This is a genomic window from Curtobacterium sp. Curtsp22 (assembly GCF_059492135.1).
This window is the reverse complement of sequence record NZ_CP168519.1, coordinates 1-21,811: the sequence shown is the minus strand read 5'-3', so window position 1 is coordinate 21,811 and position 21,811 is coordinate 1. Positions and strand designations below refer to the sequence as shown.

Sequence of the window (21,811 nt, the reverse complement as noted above, 5' to 3'; positions counted from 1 at the left end):
GGCGCCTGCCCGCACCGCGCCTCCCGTCCCGGAACACGCACCGTCTGCCATCCGGCGCGCGCCCCGGTCACCGCCCCGCGCCGGCCCCGCCCGACCGGACGCCCGGGTCCCGCCGGACGCGGAACACCCGGGCCGTTGGGGTGGCCCCGCCGTGGTCGACGTGCAGCACCCCCGCGTCGGCGTCCCACGAGACCTCCCAGGCCCCGATCGCCGTCGGGAAGAGCGGCGACACCGCCACCGGCTGCCCCACGAGCGCCGGCAGCGGCAACGACACCGACGACGAGGCCCCCGGCAACGCCCACACCGACAGGTACAGGTCCCCGTCCGGCACGTCGAGGCCGAGCGCGACCCAGGTGTCCTCCCACCCGGGCAGCCCGAGCGGCCACACCGGCAGCGCCGCCGACACGTCCGCGAGCACGGTCCGGTGCGCCGCGATCGCCGCGGCCACGACCGCCAGCTGCGCGGACGACATCTCGTTGAGGTACCCCGACAGGTACATCCGCCCGAGCACCCCGTTCACCAGCGCGAGGTTGAACAGATCGGGCGACATCGACGGCGCCGGGTACGCCCAGTTCCCCGCCTGCTCGGGGAGCATCGCGGCGGGAGCTGCGGCGGCGATCGTGGCGGACAGCACCGGGTCCTGCTGGTCCGAGGTCGACTGCATGTGCAAGCGGGACAGCATCGCGAAGTCGGCGCGCATCGCTCCCGAGGCGCAGTTCTCGATGAGGAGCGACGGGTAGCGGGCCTGCACGTCGTCGAGCCAGTCCAGCAGCGCCCGCTGGTGCTCGAGCTGCCCGTCGAACGACCCCGTCATCGTGTTGTCGTCCATCTTGAAGAACGTCACGCCGAGCGTCCCGACGAGCCGATCGACGACGGCGTCGAGGTGCGCCCGGGCATCCGGCGAGCGCAGGTCGAGCAGGTGCCGGCCGTGCTCCGCGACACGCACCCCGCGGTGGTGCACGAAGGCGGACGACGGCAACGACGACGCCAACGGCGAGTGGATCCCGATGACCTCGGGTTCGAGCCAGAGCCCGGCCTGCATGCCGCGTGAACGGATGTGGTCGATGACGGACCCGAGCCCGGTCGGGAACCGCGACGCCGCGGGCTCCCACGCGCCGACGGTGTCCCACCAGTGCCCCTCGGCGTACCAGCCGGCGTCGATGCAGAATAGGTCGGCACCGGCGTCGGCGGCCGCGTCGATGAGCGGCAGGAGCTTCTCGGTCGTCGGGTCGCCCATGAGCGTGTTCATGTAGTCGTTGAAGACCAGCGGTAGGGCACGATCGGCGTCGCGCACGTGCCGGAACGCCCGACGCTGCCGGGTGAGCACCGCGAACGCGTCGCCGACCGAGCCGGCGATCCCGACCGACACCGGCACGGACACGAACGGCTCTCCCGGAGCGACGACGGCGCTCCACTGGTGCTCCTGGTCGGTCGGTCCGCTCAGCAGCACGTACGCGTGCCGCCGGGTCTCCCCCAGCTCGTACAGCCACGGCCCGTTGTGCTCGACCTGCCACACGAGCGCGAAGTCGGCAGCGTGCAGCACGCCGATCGGCAGCGCCTCACCGGTGGACCACGAGCCGCGGTTCTGCACGACGGCACGGCTGCGGGGCGGGTGGTGCTGCGCCTCGCGATCGATGCGGGCGAGCCCGATCGACCGCAGCGCATCGGTGCGCCACCGGCTCTCGGCTGCCCAGTCGTTCTCGGCGTGCGTCAACGACAGCTCGTCGACCGTCGCACCGGAGTCGGTCAGGAACGCCCCGGTCGCGAAGGACGAAACGAAGTCGACGACGTGCTCGCCCTCCGGCGCCGACACCTCGGTCCACGTCCGGAACGCTCCGACGCCGGCGCGCGCACGGAACACGGACACGACCTGGAGGCGCGTGGCCGCGTCCTCCTGCACGATCCGGAACCACGGGTCGGTCCCGTCCACCGCCCCGGTCGTGTCCGCGGGCCCTGATCCGGTCCCGCCCACGGACACGGGGGCGTCGTCGTGCGACACGTACCGGAGCCGTGCGCCGATGGTGGAGTCGACGTGCCGGAACCCGCCGGGGAACCTGCCGTGGCCGACGGTGGTCAGCTCGACGAGCGGCTGCGGGTCGTCGGGGCCGTCGGCGAGCGCCCCGCCGGTCGGCACGAACGACACCAGGGCGACCGGACGGTCCGACGCGATCCGGAACCGTGCCGAGAACCCGGGCGTGACCCAGTCGACGAACGCACTCACGGCGTCCCGGCCCGGACCGCCCCGACCGGTGCCGGCGAACTCGTGACCCACTCCCCCAGGGTGTGGTCGTAGCAGGTGGTGATGTCGATCGTGGAGCGGTCGAGTGCCGGTCCCGAGGTCACCCGGCGGTCGGTGCGCTCCGGGTCGGGGGCGGCCTCGGCGAGCAGCCGGGTGTAGTCGTGCTGCGGGTCGAGGATGACCGCGTCCGAGGGTCCCCGTTCGACGACCCGGCCGCGGTACAGCACCAGGATCTCGTCCGAGAAGTGCCGCGCGGTCGCGAGGTCGTGCGTGATGTACAGCACGGCGAGGTGGTCCTCGCGCTGCAGCCGGCCCATGAGGTTGAGCACGCTGAGCCGGATCGACACGTCGAGCATCGACACGGGCTCGTCGGCGATGAGCACCTGCGCGCCGGGTGCGAGGGCCCGGGCGATCGCGACGCGCTGTCGTTGCCCGCCGGAGAGCTCGTGCGGGCGGCGGGACGCGAAGTCCTCGTCGAGGTTCACGCGGCCGAGCAGTTCCCGGACGCGTTCGGCGGTCTCCTCGGCACCGCGTGCACGGTGGTGGAGCTGCAGCGGGCGGGCGATGTGGTGCTCGATGGAGTGGAACGGGTTGAGCGACGCGAAGGGGTCCTGGAACACCATCTGCACGTGCCGCCGGTACATGCTGCCGACGACGGGGGTGCCGTCCTCGAGCCGGACGTCGATCGAGCCGCGCGTGGTGCTCTCCAGCTTCGCGAGCATCCGGGCGATCGTCGACTTGCCCGAACCGGACTCCCCGACGAGGGCGACGGTGCGTCCGGGCAGGAGCTCGAACGAGACGTCGTCGACGGCGCGGAGGGTGGTCCGGCGCAGGCCCTTCCGGGTGTGGAAGTCCTTGCCGAGGTGGCTGACGGTCACACTGGTCATCGGACGACCTCCTGGGTGTCGAGGTCCGAGCCGTCGATGCTCGCCCCGGTGCGGATGAAGTCGCCGCGGGCGCCGGACAGGCTCGGGAAGGACTGCAGCAGCCGCCGGGTGTAGGGGTGCTGCGGGTCGTGCTGGATGGTGTCGGCGGTCGCGCACTCGACGACCTCGCCGCGGAGCATGATCGCGATCCGGTCGCTGATCTCGAGCAGCAGCGGGAGGTCGTGCGTGATGAACACGACCGCGAAGCCGAGCTCGTCGCGCAGGCGGACGATCTCGCGGAGGATCTCTCGCTGCACGACGACGTCGAGCGCGGTGGTCGGCTCGTCCATGATCATGACCTGCGGCTCGAGCAGCATCGCCATCGCGATCATCACGCGCTGCCGCATGCCGCCGGAGAGTTCGTGCGGGTACGCCGTGATGCGGGCCGGGTCGACCCCGACCCGTCGGAGCGCGTCCTCCGCGATCGCCCGACGCTCCTTGCGGGGCATGCCGCGGCGGTGCTCGACGAGCGCGTCGTCGAGCTGTGCCCGGATCGTGGTGACCGGGTTGAGCGCGTTCATCGCCCCTTGGAACACCATCGACAGCTTCGACCAGCGGACGGCACGGAGCTGCTCGTCGCCGAGGCCGAGCAGGTCGACGTCGCTGCCGTTCCGGTCGTGGAAGGTGATGCTGCCGGACGTCACCTTCGCCGGCGGCTTGTGCAGCCGGGTGATGGCGTAGGCGAGCGTCGTCTTGCCGCAGCCGGACTCCCCGGCCAGCCCGAGGATCTCCCCCGGCGCGAGCGTCAGCGAGACGTCCTTGACGGCGTGCACCGGGTGCTCGGTCTCGTAGACGACGTCGAGGTGGTCGATGGTGAGGACGGCGTCCCGGGTCATCGGGCGACCCCCTTCCGGTCGGTGGTGGTCTCGGTGCGGCGAGCCGCGCCTCCTGGGCCGGGACGGCGGGCCGCACGACGGGCGCGACGTTCACGCCGTCGCTGCGCCCGCACGTTCGCCAGTCGCGGGTTGATGACCTCGTCGATCGAGAAGTTGACGAGGGAGAGGCCCATGCCGAGCAGCGCGATGAGGAGCCCCGGCGGGACGAACCACCACCAGGCGCCCTGGGCGAGCGCGAAGCCGTTCTGCGCGTAGAAGAGCATCGTGCCGAGCGTCGACGAGTTCGAGGCGCCGAGGCCGAGGAAGGACAGCCCGGCCTCGCCGAGGATCGCGGCGATGACGGCGAACACGAACTGCGACGCGAGCACCGGCAGCAGGTTCGGCAGGATCTCCACCGCGATGACCCGCCACGGTCGTTCCCCGGCGACCCGCGCAGCGGACACGTAGTCCCGGTTCCGGATCGACATCGTCTGCGCGCGGAGGACCCGGGCGGACCCGGCCCACGACGTGATCGCGAGGACGATGGCGATGGTCCACAGGCCTCGGGCCTCCTGCGGGACGAGGCCCGAGATGACGATGACGAGCGGCAGGCCCGGGATCACGAGGAACACGTTCGAGAAGAGCGAGAACGCCTCGTCCATGATCCCGCCGAGGTACGCGCCGAGGATGCCGAAGAACGCCGACAGCACCGTGGCGAGGACACCGACGATGAGGCCGATCTGCAGGCTGCCCCGGGTGGCGAACGCGAGCTGGGCGAGGACGTCCTGCCCGGTCTGGGTCGTCCCGAGCAGGTTGTCGGCGCTCGGCGGCTGCATGCCCGAGTCACGGATGGCGCTCGGGTCGCCGACGAGCAGCGGGCCGAGCAGCCCGAACAGGGCGACGCCGACGATGAGCACGATGCCCGTGACGAGCCACGGCGTCAGCGTGGGGAGGAACCGGCGGACGCCGCCCTTCGGCCGGCCACGACGAGCGGTCGCGATGCTCCGGGTGGAACCGGCCTCGGCCTCCTCGGTGAGGGCCCCGATGGTGGGTTCGGTCTCCTGTTGGATGTTGGTCATGGTCGTGTCCTCCTAGCTCCGGGCCCGGGTGCGCGGGTCGATGAGCCCGTAGAGCAGGTCGACGACGAGGTTCGCGCCGAGGACCGCCAGGGTGATGAACAGGAAGATGCCCTGCATGAGCGCGTAGTCGTTGTTCGTCACCGCGGACAGGAGCTTCGACCCGATGCCGGGGTACGAGAACACCTGCTCGGTGACGACGGACCCGGACACGATGAACCCGAGGGAGATCGCGAACCCGGCGACCGACGGCAGCACGGCGTTGCGGGCGGCGTAGTTGCGGAGGACCTTGCCGTGCGGCAGGCCCTTCGCGAGCGCCGTGGTGATGTAGTCCTCGGACAGCGTGGACACCATCATGTTGCGCATCCCGAGCAACCAGCCGCCGAGCGAGGCGAGCACGATCGTCGCGGCGGGCAGCACGCCGTACTTGAGCGCCGACATGAGGAACTCGCCGTTGAACCCCGGTGTGAGGACGACGTCGTAGCCGCCCTGGGCCGGGAAGAGGTGCAGTCCGGTCGCGAAGAAGTACACGAGGATCAGCGCGAGCCAGAAGTACGGCACCGCGGCGAGCAGCGTGGTGGCCGGCACGAACGAGTCGAGCCAGGTGCCCGGTCGCCACCCGACGAAGGCGCCGAGGGCGACCCCGATGACGGCGGCGAGCACGGTGGCGATGCCGACGAGGGCGATCGTCCACGGCAGGGAGCTCCCGATGACCTCGGTCACCGGTGCCGGGAAGTAGCTCACCGACACCCCGAGGTCACCGCGGAACACGTTGCCCAGGTACTGGCCGTACTGGGCGAGGATCGGTTCCGAGGAGTTGCCACCGAGGAGCAGCTCGTACGCCTGCCGGGTCGCCGGGGTCACCTGCCCGCCGCGCTGCTGGAGCTTGGCGAGCAGGATGTCCACGGGGTTCCCGGGCAGGAGCCTGGGGATGATGAAGTTCAGCGTCAACGCCGCCCAGAGGGCCACGATGTAGAAGCCGATCTTGCGCAGGAAGTAGTGCATACGAGCGCTCCTCGGTCGCAGTCCTCGCCTCAGCCCTTGGCGGGCTTGAGGGCCTTGAAGATCTCGGCGTTGTCCGGGCTCGCCCAGACCGCCGGGAACGCGTACAGGTCGTCCTTCGTCGGCCAGCCGGTGAACTTCGCGGCGTGGAACTCGCTCGTCGTGCCGCCGGTCATGATCGGGATGTACGGCATGTCCTCGACGACGTGCTGCTGGATGACGTCGAGTTCGGGCTGGGTCGCCGCGGTGTCCTCCGGGTTGATCGTCGCGAGCTTCTGCAGCGCGGCGTCGACCTCGGGGTTGCTGTAGCGGGCGATGTTCATCGGGGCCGCCTCGCCGACCTTCGCGGTGTTCGCGGTCGAGTAGTAGTTGTTGTACAGGTAGTACGGGTTCGCGGTCGGGCCCTGGCCGAGCGAGTCGATCGCGAGCTGGTAGTTGCCCTTGGTCTTCTTGTCGGTCCACTCGTTCCACGACGACTGCTGTGCCTTGAGCTCGATGCCGGCAGCCTTGAGCTGCTGCGTCATCGTGTCGATCGCGGTGATGTAGTCGGTCCAGCCGGTGACGACCTCCACCGTCAGGGACAGCTTCTTGCCGTCCTTCGCGTAGATGCCGTCGGCACCCTTGGCGTACCCGGCGTCCTCGAGCGTCGAGGCCGCGGCGTCGGTGTCGGCACCGGACGGCATCACGGCCGGCGAGACGTCCTTCGAGATCATGTCTTCCTGCGTCGTCGTCAGGGCGAAGGTCGGCGAGATCTCGCTGGCGGTGTTCGAGAACGCGAGGGAGTTGAGCTGCTTGCGGTTGATCGCGTCGGCGATCGCGTGCCGCACGGCGGGGTCGGTCTGCGGGCCGGAGCAGCCGAGCGCCGTCGACGAGCAGGTCAGCAGGGCCATCTGGTTCTGGCCGACGGTGATGCCGTCGTAGCCCTGGTAGTGGCCGGGGATGTCGTCCATGTTCGGGACCGGGCCGGTCTGCCAGTCGATCGAACCCTGCGACAGGGCGTCGGCACCCGCGGTGTTGCCGGAGAGCGACAGGTAGCGGATCGTCTTCACGGCCGGGGCACCGCCCCAGTAGTCCTTGTTCGCCTCGAGGGTGAAGGCCTGCGCCTTGAACGTGCCGAGCGTGTACGGGCCGGTCCCGACGGGCTTGCGCACGACGTCGGTGGTCGGGTCGATGTCCTTCCAGAGGTGCTCCGGCACGATCCAGGTCTTGCCGAGCAGGTTCGGGCCGAGCACGAAGGACGGCTTCGCGAAGGACACGACGACCTTGTCGTCCCCCTCGGCCTTCGCCGTGCCGTCGTACCCGATGGAGTTGAGCGCCTTGTACTTCTTGAGCATGTCGAGGGTGAACACGACGTCCTTCGCCGTGAAGGGCTTCCCGTCGCTCCACTTCGCGTCGTCGCGGAGCGTGATGCTCAGCTGGGTGCCGTCGGCGTTCCATTCGTAGCTCGTGCCGAGCAGCGGCTTCGGGTCCTTCGTGTTCACGTTCGTGATGAAGAACAGGCCCTCGTAGATCGTCCCGACGCCACCGATGTTCGACGGCGACCAGGGGTTGTAGTTGATCTGGTAGTCGCCGGACTGTCCGGTGTACGCGATCAGAGTCGATGCGGAGTCGGACGACGCCGCGGTCCCGCTCGAGCTGCAGCCGGTGAGGGCGAGTCCCGCGGTGGTGAGGATGGCCGCGGCCGCGATGGCGAGCCGCCGGGAACGGTTTGGTGTTGACATCGTTGTCCTCTCGGTCTGCTCCGTCGCAGGCCTGGTCGTTGTGACCGCGATTGTTACACGGCTAAACTAACCCGGTCAAGAGCTTGCACGACGACGTGAGGAGGCGCGATGGAGCGCACGACACTGGACGGCCACTGGACCCTCGAGGCGGTGGCCGGTCCACCGGAGGTCGATGCCCACCGCGACCCGGTGCAGGCGGTGGTGCCCGGCTGCGTGCACACCGACCTGCTGCGCGCCGGCAGGATCCCCGATCCCTTCGACGGTGACGGCGAGGCCGCGACGCAGTGGATCGGCGACACGGTCTGGCGGTACCGGCGGACGTTCGACTGGGCCGGCGGCACCGGGGAGCGCCGACACGACCTCGTCGCGGACGGACTCGACACACTCGCGACGATCGAGCTCAACGGCATCGTCGTCGGCACCACCGCGAACCAGCACCGCTCGTACCGGTTCCCGGTCGGACACCTGCTCCGACCGGGCGCGAACGAGCTCGTCGTCACGTTCGACGCACCCGTGCCCGCGGCCGTCCGGCTCTCCGAGCTGCACGGCGGCGAGCTCCCGCACGTCAACCACCACCCGTACAACGCGCTCCGGAAGAACGCGTCGAACTTCGGCTGGGACTGGGGCGTCGACGTCGCGACGAGCGGCATCTGGAAGTCGATCGGCATCGAGTCCTGGAGCGGCGTCCGCATCGCGGCCGTCCGCCCCCTCGTCGACGTCGACGGCACCACCGGCGTGCTCACGGCGCACGTCGACGTCGAGTTCGCCGGCACCTCCGGCGCCTTCTCGCAGGCCATCGGCAGCGCGCCCGTCGCGTCCGCGGGTGGTGACGCGGGTGCCGGACTGGAGGCCCGGATCACCCTGGCCCCGCACCACGCGTCCGCAGCGCACCCCGGTTCCGACACCGCGCCTCCAGGCCGCGACACGGACACCGAGGACACCGCCGGCCGGATCGTCGGCGCGCGCCCCGTCGCGACCGGCCCGGACCGCACGACCGGCTCCGCCGTCGTGCGGCTCGAGGTCCCCGACGTCGCCGTCTGGTGGCCGCGCGGCCACGGTGACCAGCCCCTGTACGACGTCCGGGTCGAGGTCGGCGACGACGTCTGGACCGGCCGGGTGGGGTTCCGGACCGTCACCCTCGACACGGCTGCCGACGCCGGTGGCGCGCCGTTCCTCCTGCGCGTCAACGACCGGCCCGTCATCGTGCGCGGGGCGAACTGGATCCCGGACCACGCGTACCTCACCGAGATGACGGCCGAGCGCTACGCCGAACGGATCGACGACGCGGTCGAGGCGAACGTCAACCTGCTCCGGATCTGGGGCGGCGGGGTCTACGAATCCGACGACCTGTACGACCGGTGCGACGAGCTCGGGATCCTCGTCTGGCAGGACTTCCTGTTCGCCTGCGCCGCCTACGCCGAGGAACCCTGGCTGGCCGACGAGGTCGAGCCCGAGGTCCGCGAGGCCGTCACCCGCCTCAGTCCCCACCCCTCGCTCGTGGTGTGGAACGGCAACAACGAGAACCTCGTGGCGTACGCCGAGTGGGGGTGGCGGCCGTCGCTCGTCGGTCGCACCTGGGGCAACGGGTACTACCGTTCCCTGCTGCCCGCGATCGTCGCGGAACTCGATCCGACCCGGCCGTACACCCCCGGGAGCCCGTTCTCGTTCGACGAGTACCTGACGCCGAACGACGAGCGGAACGGCAGCGTGCACATCTGGGACGTCTGGAACACGAAGGACTACACCGCCTACGCCGACTGGCAGCCGCGGTTCGTCGCCGAGTTCGGGTTCCAGGGACCGCCCGCGTGGTCGACCCTCACCGCGGTGGTGCACGACGAGCCGCTCGACCCGGACGGCCACGAGATGCTCGTGCACCAGAAGGCGCACGAGGGCAACCGGAAGCTCGCCGACGGCATGCGCGGGCACCTCCCGGCGCCGACGACCATCGAGGACTGGCACTGGGCCGCGCAGCTCAACCAGGCGCACGCGATCCGCTTCGGCATGGAGTGGTTCCGGTCCCGCACGCCGGACAACACCGGCATGGTCGTCTGGCAGCTCAACGACGACTGGCCCGTGGTGTCCTGGGCACTCGTCGACCACGCCGGGCACCGGAAGCCGGTCTGGTACGCGGTCCGACAGGCCTACCGGCCCGTCCTCTCGACCGTGCAGCCGACGCCCGTGCCGGAACCGCACCCGTGGGCTCCGGCCGACGAGGTCGCCGCTGCCGCAGCCGCCCGGGACGCCGCGGGGCTGGACGTCGTGGTCGTGAACGCCGGCGGTGCGCCCGTCACCGACGAGGTCGTCGTCGAGCGCCGCGCGTTCGACGGCACCGTCCTCGCCGGGACCACGGCGACCGTCTCGGTCGACCCGGCGGACGCGGTCCGGATCACGCTGCCCGTCGAGGTCGCGGTGCCGCAGGACCGCACGGGTGAGGTGCTCGTGGTGACCGGGTCGGCCTCGGGGCGGCGGGTGCACGACTTCGCGGAGGTCGTCGACCAGCGCCTCGGGCGTCGACCGTTCTCGGTCGACGTCGCGGCGACGCCGGAGGGAGCGCGGGTCACGGTCTCGGCGACGGCGTACGTGCGGGACCTCGCGCTGTTCCCGGACCGGGTGGTCGCCACGGCCCGGGTCGACGAGGGGCTGGTGTCGCTGCTGCCCGGCGAGTCGGCGGTGTTCGAGGTCGCGCGCGCGGCGGGCATCGACGTGGAGGCGTTGGCCGGGCCCCTGGTGCTCCGGCACGCGGGCGACCTCCTGCCCTGAGGCGTGGACGGGCCGGGCGCGTGCCCGGCCCGTCCGCCCCGGTCAGCCGGTCGCCTGCACCTCGAGCACGAGCGCGGTCCCTGGGGCCAGCGCGGGCAGCCGCACCCCCACGTCCTCGAGCACCGCGCCGGACAGCTCCACGCTCCCCCGCTCGATCCACGGCGTCCGGGTCACGTCGACCCCCTTCGGCACCCGCAGCCCGGTCACCGGCGCGACCCGGTACCGGCGCTCCCGGTCGAGTCCGCGCAGGCGCAGCGGCACGGCCAGGGACCGCGGACCCGTCACGGTCCGGGCGACCCGCACGAGGGCTCGCGACCGATCGCGCGCGACGACCGCCGTCGTCGCGAGCCCGGGGTCCCCGAGCTCGACGTGGTGCAGCCGCCCGGAGTGCAGCAGTCCCCGCTCCCGCTTGTAGAGCGCGGTCCACTCCCGCAGCCGGTCGAGCTCCGCGGGGCTGCACCGGGTGACGTCGGTCTCGATGCCGGCGCTGCCGAAGAGCGACACCGCCATCCGGAAGTCGAGGTCGAGGTGCCGCCCGGTGGTGTGCGACACCTCGGGGCCGACGTGCGACCCGATGAGCTCGAGCGGCAGCAGGAGCTCGGTCCACCGCTGGATCGGCAGCCGTTCCATCGCGTCGTTCGAGTCCGAGGCCCACACCCGGTCGGCGCGTTCGAGGACGCCCAGGTCGACCCGGGCGCCGCCGGACGCGCACGCCTCGATCTCGAGCCAGGGGTGTCGGCGACGGAGCTCGTCCATCACCGCGTAGGCGCCGCGGGTGTGCGCGTCGAGCCCGACCCGGCCGGCGTGCACGGTCTGCACGACGTCGCGGTTCTGGTCCCACTTCACGAAGTCGACGTGGTGCGCGCCGATCACCGCCGCCATCCGGTCGAGCACGTGCTCGCGGACGTCCGCGCGGGCGAGGTCGAGCACGTACTGGTGCCGCCAGGTCCGGGTGCGCCCGGGGTCCTGCAGGAGCCAGTCCGGGTGGTCGACCGCGAGATCGGACACCGGGCTCACCATCTCCGGCTCGAACCACAGCCCGAAGTCCATGCCGAGCGCTCGGACACCGGCGACGAGCGGGCCGAGGCCCTGCGGCCAGACGTCGGCGTCGACCGTCCAGTCGCCGAGGGCCGTGGTGTCGGAGCGGCGTCCGCTGAACCAGCCGTCGTCGAGGACGAACCGTTCGACACCGACGTCCGCAGCGACCCGCGCGAGTGCGAGCAGCGGCTCCAGCTCCTGCCGGTAGTAGACGGCCTCCCAGGTGTTCAGCACGACGGGACGCGGGGTCCGTGGGTGCCCGGGGCGCGCGCGGAGGGAGTCGTGGAGGCGGGCGGCGACCCCGTCGAGCCCGCCGTCGGTCCAGACGAAGACGGTGTCGGGCGTGGTGAACGTCTCGCCCGGACGGAGCACGACCTCGCCCGCGCGCAGGAGCTCCCCCGCGCCGAGCACGGGACGGGCCTCGGCGAGCTGGTCGTACCGGTGCACGGAGTCCGCGCTCCACGCCGGGTGCACCGCCCACAGCTCGCCGGTGGTGTCGTCGAAACCAGGGGTCCCGAGCACCGTGAGGGTCGGGGCGTCGTGCCCGGTCCGCCCCCGACGGCTCTCGCGCACGTGCACCCCGTCGGTCATCGCCCGCCGCTGCGGGGTCCGCTCGCGGGTCCACCGTCCGGCGAGGTCGAGCACCTCGGCGGCACGCTCCCCCACCGGCAGCACCGCTTCGAGCGCCTGCACCTCGACATCGGCCGTGCCGCTGTTCGTCAGCGCGTGCCGCACCCGCAGCACCCCGGCGTCGTCGAGGGCGAACTCGCTGTGCAGCGCCACCTCGTCCGACGCGGCGTCGACCACGAGCAGCTGCCCCTCGACGTACACGACGACGTCGCGCCAGACCGGTACGAGCGGACGGCCGCCGACCTGTCCGGCGATCCCGGGCCGCCCCTCCCACCCGTCCTGCTCGGTGGGCAGGATCGTCACCGGCCACGGGGCGTCGAACGCACTCGGTGAGACCGCCCGCGCGACGGCGAGCACGAGGTCGTCCGCGTCCTCCGGCACGACCTCGCCGACGTCCCGCCCCCAGTGCAGCACCTCGGGCAGGCCGTCGACACGGGTCGCGACGACGACACCCACGCCGGCTGCGCGCAGCGCGTGGACGCGCGTCACCGCCGCGGGCACGGCTGCCCGCGCCTCCTCGCCGTCCACGACGGTCATGCCGTCGCCTCCTCGAGGAGCACACGGACGCCGCCGGCGGGCACGACGGTCTCCGGGCCGTGCCCGGAGCCGTCGAGCAGGTCGGTCCCGGCAGCCGACAGGACGACGTCTTCGGAGCGGTGGTTCAGGAGGAACAGGATCCCGGTGCCGTCCCGCCGGACGCGACGCACTGCCTCCAGGCCTGGAGGCGCGGTGACGGTCCGCGCGATCGCTCGCTCCTCGACGATCCGGTCCACGATCCGTTGCACCCCGTCCGCGTCGAGCATCGCCGAGACGTACCAGGCGCCGCCGCCGGCGGCGCGGCGTGTGACCGCGGGGCGGCCCGCGAGCGGCCCGTCGACGTGCCGGAGGACGACGTCGGCGTCCTCGACGACCACGTCCTCCGCCCAGTCGGTGACGACCGTGCCGTCGTCGAGCAGGACGCGCTCGTCGCGCTGCAGCGGGGTGAACTCCTCCGACCACACGCCGAGCACGTCGCGGAACGCACCCGGGTAGCCACCGGTGCGGACCCGCGCGGTCTCGTCCACGATCCCCGAGGCGTAGGTCACCAGGAGCGTCGCGCCGTGCTCCACGACGGCGCTGATCCGCGCCGCGGCCGCGTCGTCGACGACGAAGAGGGTCGGGAGCACCACGACGTCGTACCCGGACAGGTCGGCGTCGAGCGGGACGACGTCGGTCAGGACCTGGCGGCGCCAGAACGCGGCGTGCCAGGCACGGAGCTCGTGCCCGTACCGGAGTCCCCGGTGCGGCTTCAGCCCGGACTGGAGCGCCCAGCCGGACGCCTCGTCCACGACGATCGCGACGCGGGCACGTTCGACCGGGGCGCCCTGGACCGGCCCGAGGGCGCGGAGTGCGCGGCCGAGGGCGCAGACCTCGCGCCAGACGCGGCTCCGGGTGCCGGCGTGCGGGACCATCGCGGAGTGGAACTGCTCGGCGCCGGCGGTCGACGCGCGCCACTGGAAGAAGAGCGCACCGTCCGACCCGCGTGCCACGTGGGCGAGCGAGTTGCGGAGGATCTCGCCGGGTTCCTTCGCGCGGTTCCGCTGCTGCCAGCTCGGGCCCCCGGTCGAGTGCTCCATGAGCAGCCACGGACCGCCGTCGCGGGTCATCCCGCGCATGCGGTCGGCCGCGGCCGCGAGGTCCTCGGCGCGGTCGGGGTCGTCGACCAGCGTGTAGTGGTCGTTCGCGGGGATCGCGACGTGGCGGGCCCACTCGGCGTAGTCGACGACCTGGGAACCGGCGCCCACCATGAAGTTCGTCGTGACGGGTGCGGCGGAGTGCTGCTCGATGACGGCCTTCTCGGCCTCGTAGTGGGCGAGGAGCGCGTCCGACGAGTAGCGCTCGAAGTCGAGGGCGAGCCCCGGGTTCGGCGCCCCACCGACGCCACGCGGCGGGGAGACCTCGTCGAACGACGTGTAGGTGTGCCCCCAGAAGGCGGTGCCCCACGCGGCGTTCGCTGCGTCGACGTCGTCGTACCGCGCGCGGAGCCAGCGCCGGAAGTCGGCTGCCGACACCTCGCAGTAGCAGCGGCCGTTCCCGCCGCCGAGCTCGTTGCTCACGTGCCAGAGCCGGACCGCGGGGTGCTCCCCGTACCGTTCGGCCAGGGCGCCGGCGATCCGGAGCGCGTGCTCGCGGAACACCGGCGAGGCCGGGCACCAGCCGAGTCGGCCACCGGGCCGCTCGCGGCGTTCGGTCGCGTCGACGGGCAGGATCTCGGGGTGCGCCGTGAGCAGCCAGTTCGGCGGGGCGGCGGTCGGTGTCGCGAGGTCCACCGCGATGCCGTTGTCGTGCAGCAGGTCGAGCACGTCGTCCAGCCAGTCCCAGGTGTACTCCCCCGGTGACCGCTCGAGGAGCCCCCACGAGAAGACCCCGACCGTGACGAGGTTCACACCGGCCTCGCGCATGAGTCGGACGTCCTCGTCCCACACCGAGCGCGGCCACTGCTCGGGGCTGTAGTCACCACCGAACGACAGGTCCTCGGTGGGCCAGGGCACGGAACGAGCAGGGGTCACGACATCTCCTTCGACGGGTGGACCGGACCAGCATCCCGCCCGCCGAAGGCGTTTGTCAACTCGGGTAACTAAGTCAGAAGCGGAGGAGTCGGCGGACCGCGAGGACCGCAGCCGCACGCGCCCACTCGGAGAACTCGAACGGTTGCACGGCGATGGTCACGGCGGGCTCGTACGGGCGGAGGCCCTGCCGGAACGCCGCGTCCACCTCGGCCCGGGCGAGGTCGTACACGGGTAGGCCGTCGCCGGTCAGCACGATGGACTCCGGGTCCACCAACGTCACCACCGTCGACAGGAGCACACCCAGGGCCGTGCCGGCGTCGCGGAGGGCCTGGAGCGCTCGCTCGTCCCCCGCGCGGGCCAGGTCGACCACCGCGTCGTACCCGGCGTCCTCGTGGCCGGCGTTCCGCGCGACGATGGAGCTCGGCAGGTAGCTCGACACGCAGCCCGCGTGCCCGACCCCGCAGTCCGGACCGCCGCCGTAGACGGGCAGGTGCCCGACGCGACCGAACCGACCGTGGGCGCCCTCCGACACCTCGCCGTTCGTGACGAGCCCGAACCCGACGCCCGCCCCGACCGTGACGAGTGCCATCGAGGTGACGCCCGCGCCGGCGCCGATCCAGTGCTCCTTGGCCGTGAGCGCGTCGACGTCGTTCACCGTGAAGGTCACGAGCCCCGTCCGGCGCTCGAGCATGTCCGACAGTGGGACGTCGCGCCATCCGAGGAACTGCGACACCTCGACCAGGGTCACGCCGTCACGGGTGACCACGTCGCCGGGCACCGAGACGCCCAGCGAGCAGATCGCCGGCGACGACGCCCGAAGCCGGTCGACGACCTCGCCGACCTGGGCCACGAGCGCGTCGGGCGATGCGTCGCGCAGCACTTCCTCGTGCAGGGCGAGCACCCGTCCCGCGAGGTCCGTGACCGCCGCGTACAGGCGGTCCTGCGTGAGCTTGACGCCCAGGAACTCCCACACGCCCTCGCTCGTCCGGAGGAGCTCCGACGGCCGACCGGTGGCGCCACGCACCCCCGTACCGACCTCGATCACGAACCCGTGCTCCTGGAGCGTCCGCACGGCCCGCGTGAGGCTCGCCCGCGACAGGCCGAGCGACCGAGCGATCTCCGCACGGGAGAGCACACCGTGCACGAGGATCTCGCGCAGGGCGGACCTCGTCGCGTCGGTCAACACCGGCCACACCGGACCCGGGTCGATCGCTGCTCGATCGAGCTGCTCGGTCATCGGTTCCCTTCGTTCGTCGGCCGATCATAACGCGCCAGGAAACGCAGAAAACCCCTGACCACGTGGTGGTCAGGGGTTCCCTGGTATTCGTAACGTTGAGTCCGGCGGCGTCCTACTCTCCCACAAGGTCCCCCTTGCAGTACCATCGGCGCTGAGAGGCTTAGCTTCCGGGTTCGGAATGTGACCGGGCGTTTCCCTCTCGCTATGACCACCGGAACACCTTCGACCCAGATCCTGGATCAAAACCGTTCCTTCAGTACAAGCTGAAGTATTCAGTTTGATTCCCGATCGTCTGTCGGGAACCACAAAGTGGACGCGAGCCCCACACCGAAGTGTGGGAAATAGTTGTGTTGTCAAGTCTTCGGCTTATTAGTACCGGTCAGCTCCACGGGTCGTTAGTCCCCGCTTCCACATCCGGCCTATCAACCCAGTAGTCTGCTGGGAGCCTCTCACACTCAAGGTGCATGGAAATCTCATCTCGAAGACGGCTTCCCGCTTAGATGCTTTCAGCGGTTATCCGGTCCGAACGTAGCTAATCAGCGGTGCCCTTGGCAGAACAACTGACACACCAGAGGTTCGTCCATCCCGGTCCTCTCGTACTAGGGATAGATCTTCTCAAATTTCCAACGCGCGCAGCGGATAGGGACCGAACTGTCTCACGACGTTCTAAACCCAGCTCGCGTACCGCTTTAATGGGCGAACAGCCCAACCCTTGGGACCTACTCCAGCCCCAGGATGCGACGAGCCGACATCGAGGTGCCAAACCATGCCGTCGATATGGACTCTTGGGCAAGATCAGCCTGTTATCCCCGAGGTACCTTTTATCCGTTGAGCGACAGCGCTTCCACAAGCCACTGCCGGATCACTAGTCCCGACTTTCGTCCCTGCTCGACCTGTCAGTCTCACAGTCAAGCTCCCTTGTGCACTTACACTCGCCACCTGATTGCCAACCAGGTTGAGGGAACCTTTGGGCGCCTCCGTTACTCTTTGGGAGGCAACCGCCCCAGTTAAACTACCCACCAGGCACTGTCCATGAACCCGATCAGGGTCCTACGTTAGACATCCAGAGTGACCAGAGTGGTATTTCAACAACGACTCCACGAACACTAGCGTGCCCGCTTCACAGTCTCCCACCTATCCTACACAAGCCACACCGAACACCAATACCAAGCTGTAGTAAAGGTCACGGGGTCTTTCCGTCCTGCTGCGCGTAACGAGCATCTTTACTCGTAGTGCAATTTCGCCGAGTTCGCGGTTGAGACAGCTGGGAAGTCGTTACGCCATTCGTGCAGGTCGGAACTTACCCGACAAGGAATTTCGCTACCTTAGGATGGTTATAGTTACCACCGCCGTTTACTGGGGCTTAAATTCAGAGCTTCGCCCAAAGGCTAACCCTTCCTCTTAACCTTCCAGCACCGGGCAGGCGTCAGTCCGTATACATCGTCTTGCGACTTCGCACGGACCTGTGTTTTTAGTAAACAGTCGCTTCCCACTGGTCTCTGCGGCCTTCAACGCTCAGCGGAGCAAGTCCGCATCACGTGTCCGGCCCCCCTTCTCCCGAAGTTACGGGGGCATTTTGCCGAGTTCCTTAACCACGATTCTCTCGATCTCCTTGGTATTCTCTACCTGACCACCTGAGTCGGTTTCGGGTACGGGCGGCTGCAACCTCGCGTCGATGCTTTTCTCGGCAGCATAGGATCACTGATTTCCCCTTACGGGTACGCGTCGGATCTCAGGCATCTAGACGACGGATTTGCCTATCGTCAGCCCTACATCCTTACACCAGGATCACCTTACGGATACCATCGCCTGGCTCAGCTACCTTCCTGCGTCACACCTGTTCATACGCTAACCGCACCAGCATGGGGTCGAGCGTTAGACCGCACGCCATCACCCCGAAGGGATCCGGTCAATGCGGGTTAGGACTCTTAGCACCACTGGATTAGCTTGGGCGGTTGTTCGCCGGTACGGGAATATCAACCCGTTGTCCATCGACTACGCCTGTCGGCCTCGCCTTAGGTCCCGACTTACCCAGGGCGGATTAACCTGGCCCTGGAACCCTTGGTCTTTCGGAGGACGGGTTTCTCACCCGTCTTTCGCTACTCATGCCTGCATTCTCACTCGTGTAGCGTCCACGGCTGGATCACTCCGCCGCTTCACTCGCCACACGACGCTCTCCTACCACTCCGCACGACTGAACCACGAAGGCTTATCGAGTGTGCGAAATCTACAACTTCGGCGGTGTGCTTGAGCCCCGTTACATTGTCGGCGCGGAATCACTTGACCAGTGAGCTATTACGCACTCTTTCAAGGGTGGCTGCTTCTAAGCCAACCTCCTGGTTGTCTATGCAACTCCACATCCTTTCCCACTTAGCACACGCTTAGGGGCCTTAGTTGGTAGTCTGGGTTGTTTCCCTCTCGACGATGAAGCTTATCCCCCACCGTCTCACTGCTGCGCTCTCACTCACCGGCATTCGGAGTTTGGCTGACGTCAGTAACCTGTTGAGGCCCATCGGCCATCCAGTAGCTCTACCTCCGGCGAGAAACACGCAACGCTGCACCTAAATGCATTTCGGAGAGAACCAGCTATCACGAAGTTTGATTGGCCTTTCACCCCTATCCACAGCTCATCCCCTCCATTTTCAACTGAAGTGGGTTCGGTCCTCCACGACGTCTTACCGTCGCTTCAACCTGGCCATGGATAGATCACTTCGCTTCGGGTCTAGGACATGCGACTGAATCGCCCTATTCAGACTCGCTTTCGCTACGGCTGCCCCACACGGGTTAACCTCGCCACATATCACTAACTCGCAGGCTCATTCTTCAAAAGGCACGCCGTCACCCCTACAAGGAGGCTCCGACGGTTTGTAAGCAAACGGTTTCAGGTACTATTTCACTCCCCTCCCGGGGTACTTTTCACCTTTCCCTCACGGTACTTGTCCGCTATCGGTCATCTGGGAGTATTTAGGCTTATCAGGTGGTCCTGACAGATTCACACGGGATTTCTCGGGCCCCGTGCTACTTGGGATACACATCCGGCCATAACACCATTTCGTCTACGGGGCTGGCACCCACTACGGCCCGGCTTTCAAACCGGTTCGACTATGATGCGCTGTAACCGCCCCAGTCCGGCAGAACTGAGCGACGTGTCCCACAACCCCGACCATGCAACGCCCGCCGGCTATCACACATGATCGGTTTAGCCTCATCCGCTTTCGCTCGCCACTACTCACGGAATCACATGTTGTTTTCTCTTCCTGTGGGTACTGAGATGTTTCACTTCCCCACGTTCCCTCTACCCGCCCTATATATTCAGGCGGGAGTCACCAGGTCACAAAAGCGCCCAGCGGGGTTTCCCCATTCGGAAATCCTCGGCTCACAGCTCGATTATCAGCTCCCCGAGGCTTATCGCAGATTTCTACGTCCTTCTTCGGCTCCAGATGCCAAGGCATCCACCGTTTGCTCTTAGAAACTTGACCACAAAGATTAAAATTGCGATCGACTCACAACAACGACAACCCGAAAGTCATCATCGTTCCGAGCGATCTAAGATGCTCGCGTCCACTGTGTAGTTCTCAACATACGATCGGCACCACACTCCCCCAGAAGCAACGCTCCCAGCATCATGCGGCCCACCGAAGAACCCAACCAGAACCCAAAGGCCCCAGTCACGGCTCAACCCCCGACCATCACGGTCAGGAAGCCTGGTCCCTCAGGACCCAACAACGTGCACCAGCCGACCCGCTCACCCCCAACCCGTTCCAACCCGAACCACGAAGGCCCCGGCGTACTGAGATCAGAAGCTGCGCTCCCGACTGCACTGTCAATGTTCCACCCATGAGCTACCGGCGAGAACGTTCGTCTCGATCCGGCGCCTGGACCCACCGTCCCCCGAAGGACACGACGAGCCAGATGCTCCTTAGAAAGGAGGTGATCCAGCCGCACCTTCCGGTACGGCTACCTTGTTACGACTTAGTCCTAATCACCGATCCCACCTTCGACGGCTCCTTCCACAAGGGTTAGGCCACCGGCTTCGGGTGTTACCGACTTTCATGACTTGACGGGCGGTGTGTACAAGGCCCGGGAACGTATTCACCGCAGCGTTGCTGATCTGCGATTACTAGCGACTCCGACTTCATGAGGTCGAGTTGCAGACCTCAATCCGAACTGAGACCGGCTTTTTGGGATTCGCTCCACCTTACGGTATCGCAGCCCTTTGTACCGGCCATTGTAGCATGCGTGAAGCCCAAGACATAAGGGGCATGATGATTTGACGTCATCCCCACCTTCCTCCGAGTTGACCCCGGCAGTCTCCTATGAGTCCCCGCCATAACGCGCTGGCAACATAGAACGAGGGTTGCGCTCGTTGCGGGACTTAACCCAACATCTCACGACACGAGCTGACGACAACCATGCACCACCTGTACACCGACCACAAGGGGGCGACCATCTCTGGCCGTTTCCGGTGTATGTCAAGCCTTGGTAAGGTTCTTCGCGTTGCATCGAATTAATCCGCATGCTCCGCCGCTTGTGCGGGCCCCCGTCAATTCCTTTGAGTTTTAGCCTTGCGGCCGTACTCCCCAGGCGGGGCGCTTAATGCGTTAGCTACGACACAGAAACCGTGGAAAGGTCCCTACATCTAGCGCCCAACGTTTACGGCGTGGACTACCAGGGTATCTAATCCTGTTCGCTCCCCACGCTTTCGCTCCTCAGCGTCAGTTACGGCCCAGAGATCTGCCTTCGCCATCGGTGTTCCTCCTGATATCTGCGCATTCCACCGCTACACCAGGAATTCCAATCTCCCCTACCGCACTCTAGTCTGCCCGTACCCACTGCAAGCCCGAGGTTGAGCCTCGGGATTTCACAGCAGACGCGACAAACCGCCTACGAGCTCTTTACGCCCAATAATTCCGGACAACGCTTGCACCCTACGTATTACCGCGGCTGCTGGCACGTAGTTAGCCGGTGCTTTTTCTGCAGGTACCGTCACTTTCGCTTCTTCCCTACTAAAAGAGGTTTACAACCCGAAGGCCGTCATCCCTCACGCGGCGTTGCTGCATCAGGCTTTCGCCCATTGTGCAATATTCCCCACTGCTGCCTCCCGTAGGAGTCTGGGCCGTGTCTCAGTCCCAGTGTGGCCGGTCACCCTCTCAGGCCGGCTACCCGTCGTCGCCTTGGTGAGCCATTACCTCACCAACAAGCTGATAGGCCGCGAGTCCATCCCCAACCAAAAAATCTTTCCACCACCAGACCATGCGGCCGGCAGTCATATCCAGTATTAGACGTCGTTTCCAACGCTTATCCCAGAGTCAGGGGCAGGTTACTCACGTGTTACTCACCCGTTCGCCACTAATCCACCCAGCAAGCTGGGCATCATCGTTCGACTTGCATGTGTTAAGCACGCCGCCAGCGTTCGTCCTGAGCCAGGATCAAACTCTCCGTAAAAAATTACAACCAACACCCGAAGATGTCAGCGAGTTGATTCTGACTGTTGACTGTCTACTGACAATCTTCAATCCAAAAGGAATTGCCTCCGAACCCACCAGCAAGCTGATGAGTCACGGGGTCAATAAATTGGCATTGACAATGTGCACGCTGTTGAGTTCTCAAGGACCAGACGCACTCCCCACTCGACCCGTGGAACACGAGCGTCGCCAGAGAGGCATTTCGTCTCACCCCGAACAGACCACTTCGAGAGTGGATCGTCATCGGGATTCGTTGCCTGAGCGGGACCCCGTCCGGACTGCATCTCCGGGGCATTCGCTCCGGTGACCGTCTCGGCCGTTCCGTTCTCCGCCTCAGCGGCAACGAGTGATTA

The 21,811-nt window shown here is 67.8% G+C and carries 10 protein-coding genes and 3 rRNA genes; 1 reads left to right on the top strand and 12 read right to left on the bottom strand.

Features of this window, described 5'->3' with window-relative positions; translation table 11 throughout:
- Positions 1–67: 67 nt before the first annotated feature.
- The 6 genes from ACEN8D_RS00065 to ACEN8D_RS00040 are packed head-to-tail and all read right to left on the bottom strand — an operon-like array spanning position 68 to position 7,779.
- Positions 68–2,272: a glycoside hydrolase family 36 protein gene (locus ACEN8D_RS00065; protein WP_495601101.1), complete on the bottom strand. Its 2,205-nt coding sequence runs from the start codon at positions 2,270–2,272 to the stop codon at positions 68–70.
- The gene (locus tag ACEN8D_RS00060) at positions 2,218–3,126 is read right to left on the bottom strand and encodes an ABC transporter ATP-binding protein (protein WP_413399015.1); all 909 of its coding nucleotides are present in this window, start codon (positions 3,124–3,126) and stop codon (positions 2,218–2,220) included. The genes ACEN8D_RS00065 and ACEN8D_RS00060 overlap by 55 nt, the downstream gene beginning before the upstream one ends.
- Positions 3,123–4,001, bottom strand: a complete 879-nt coding sequence (locus ACEN8D_RS00055) for an ABC transporter ATP-binding protein (protein ID WP_413399014.1) — start codon at positions 3,999–4,001, stop codon at positions 3,123–3,125. Before ACEN8D_RS00055 ends, ACEN8D_RS00060 begins: the two co-directional genes overlap by 4 nt.
- Entirely contained in the window at positions 3,998–5,059 is a 1,062-nt protein-coding gene (locus ACEN8D_RS00050; protein WP_413399013.1) for an ABC transporter permease, read from the bottom strand. The genes ACEN8D_RS00055 and ACEN8D_RS00050 overlap by 4 nt, the downstream gene beginning before the upstream one ends.
- 12 nt (positions 5,060–5,071) lie before the next feature.
- Positions 5,072–6,061: an ABC transporter permease gene (locus ACEN8D_RS00045; protein ID WP_070418539.1), complete on the bottom strand. Its 990-nt coding sequence runs from the start codon at positions 6,059–6,061 to the stop codon at positions 5,072–5,074.
- 29 nt (positions 6,062–6,090) lie between these two features.
- Complete coding sequence (locus tag ACEN8D_RS00040) at positions 6,091–7,779, bottom strand: ABC transporter substrate-binding protein (RefSeq protein WP_261646302.1); 1,689 nt, start codon at positions 7,777–7,779, stop codon at positions 6,091–6,093.
- A 108-nt stretch (positions 7,780–7,887) separates the two neighbouring features.
- Here ACEN8D_RS00040 and ACEN8D_RS00035 point away from each other — a divergent pair, with 108 nt between their 5' ends.
- The gene (locus ACEN8D_RS00035; protein WP_413461590.1) at positions 7,888–10,539 is read left to right on the top strand and encodes a glycoside hydrolase family 2 protein; all 2,652 of its coding nucleotides are present in this window, start codon (positions 7,888–7,890) and stop codon (positions 10,537–10,539) included.
- A gap of 42 nt (positions 10,540–10,581) precedes the next feature.
- Here ACEN8D_RS00035 and ACEN8D_RS00030 read toward each other — a convergent pair whose 3' ends face one another.
- From ACEN8D_RS00030 to ACEN8D_RS00005, 6 genes are all read right to left on the bottom strand, one after another.
- A complete protein-coding gene (locus ACEN8D_RS00030; RefSeq protein ID WP_495601100.1) occupies positions 10,582–12,744 on the bottom strand; it encodes an alpha-galactosidase in 2,163 nt (720 codons plus the stop codon).
- On the bottom strand, positions 12,741–14,756 hold the full coding sequence (locus ACEN8D_RS00025; RefSeq protein ID WP_413399453.1) for a beta-galactosidase: 2,016 nt from the start codon (positions 14,754–14,756) through the stop codon (positions 12,741–12,743). Before ACEN8D_RS00025 ends, ACEN8D_RS00030 begins: the two co-directional genes overlap by 4 nt.
- Positions 14,757–14,829: 73 nt before the next feature.
- The gene (locus ACEN8D_RS00020) at positions 14,830–15,993 is read right to left on the bottom strand and encodes an ROK family transcriptional regulator (protein WP_413399452.1); all 1,164 of its coding nucleotides are present in this window, start codon (positions 15,991–15,993) and stop codon (positions 14,830–14,832) included.
- A gap of 99 nt (positions 15,994–16,092) precedes the next feature.
- Positions 16,093–16,209, bottom strand: a 5S ribosomal RNA gene (gene rrf / locus ACEN8D_RS00015).
- 133 nt (positions 16,210–16,342) lie between these two features.
- Positions 16,343–19,472: ribosomal RNA gene (locus ACEN8D_RS00010) — 23S ribosomal RNA — on the bottom strand.
- Positions 19,473–19,916: 444 nt separating this feature from the next.
- A 16S ribosomal RNA gene (locus ACEN8D_RS00005) occupies positions 19,917–21,438 on the bottom strand.
- Together the 16S, 23S and 5S rRNA genes form the textbook arrangement of a ribosomal RNA operon.
- Positions 21,439–21,811: the final 373 nt, after the last annotated feature.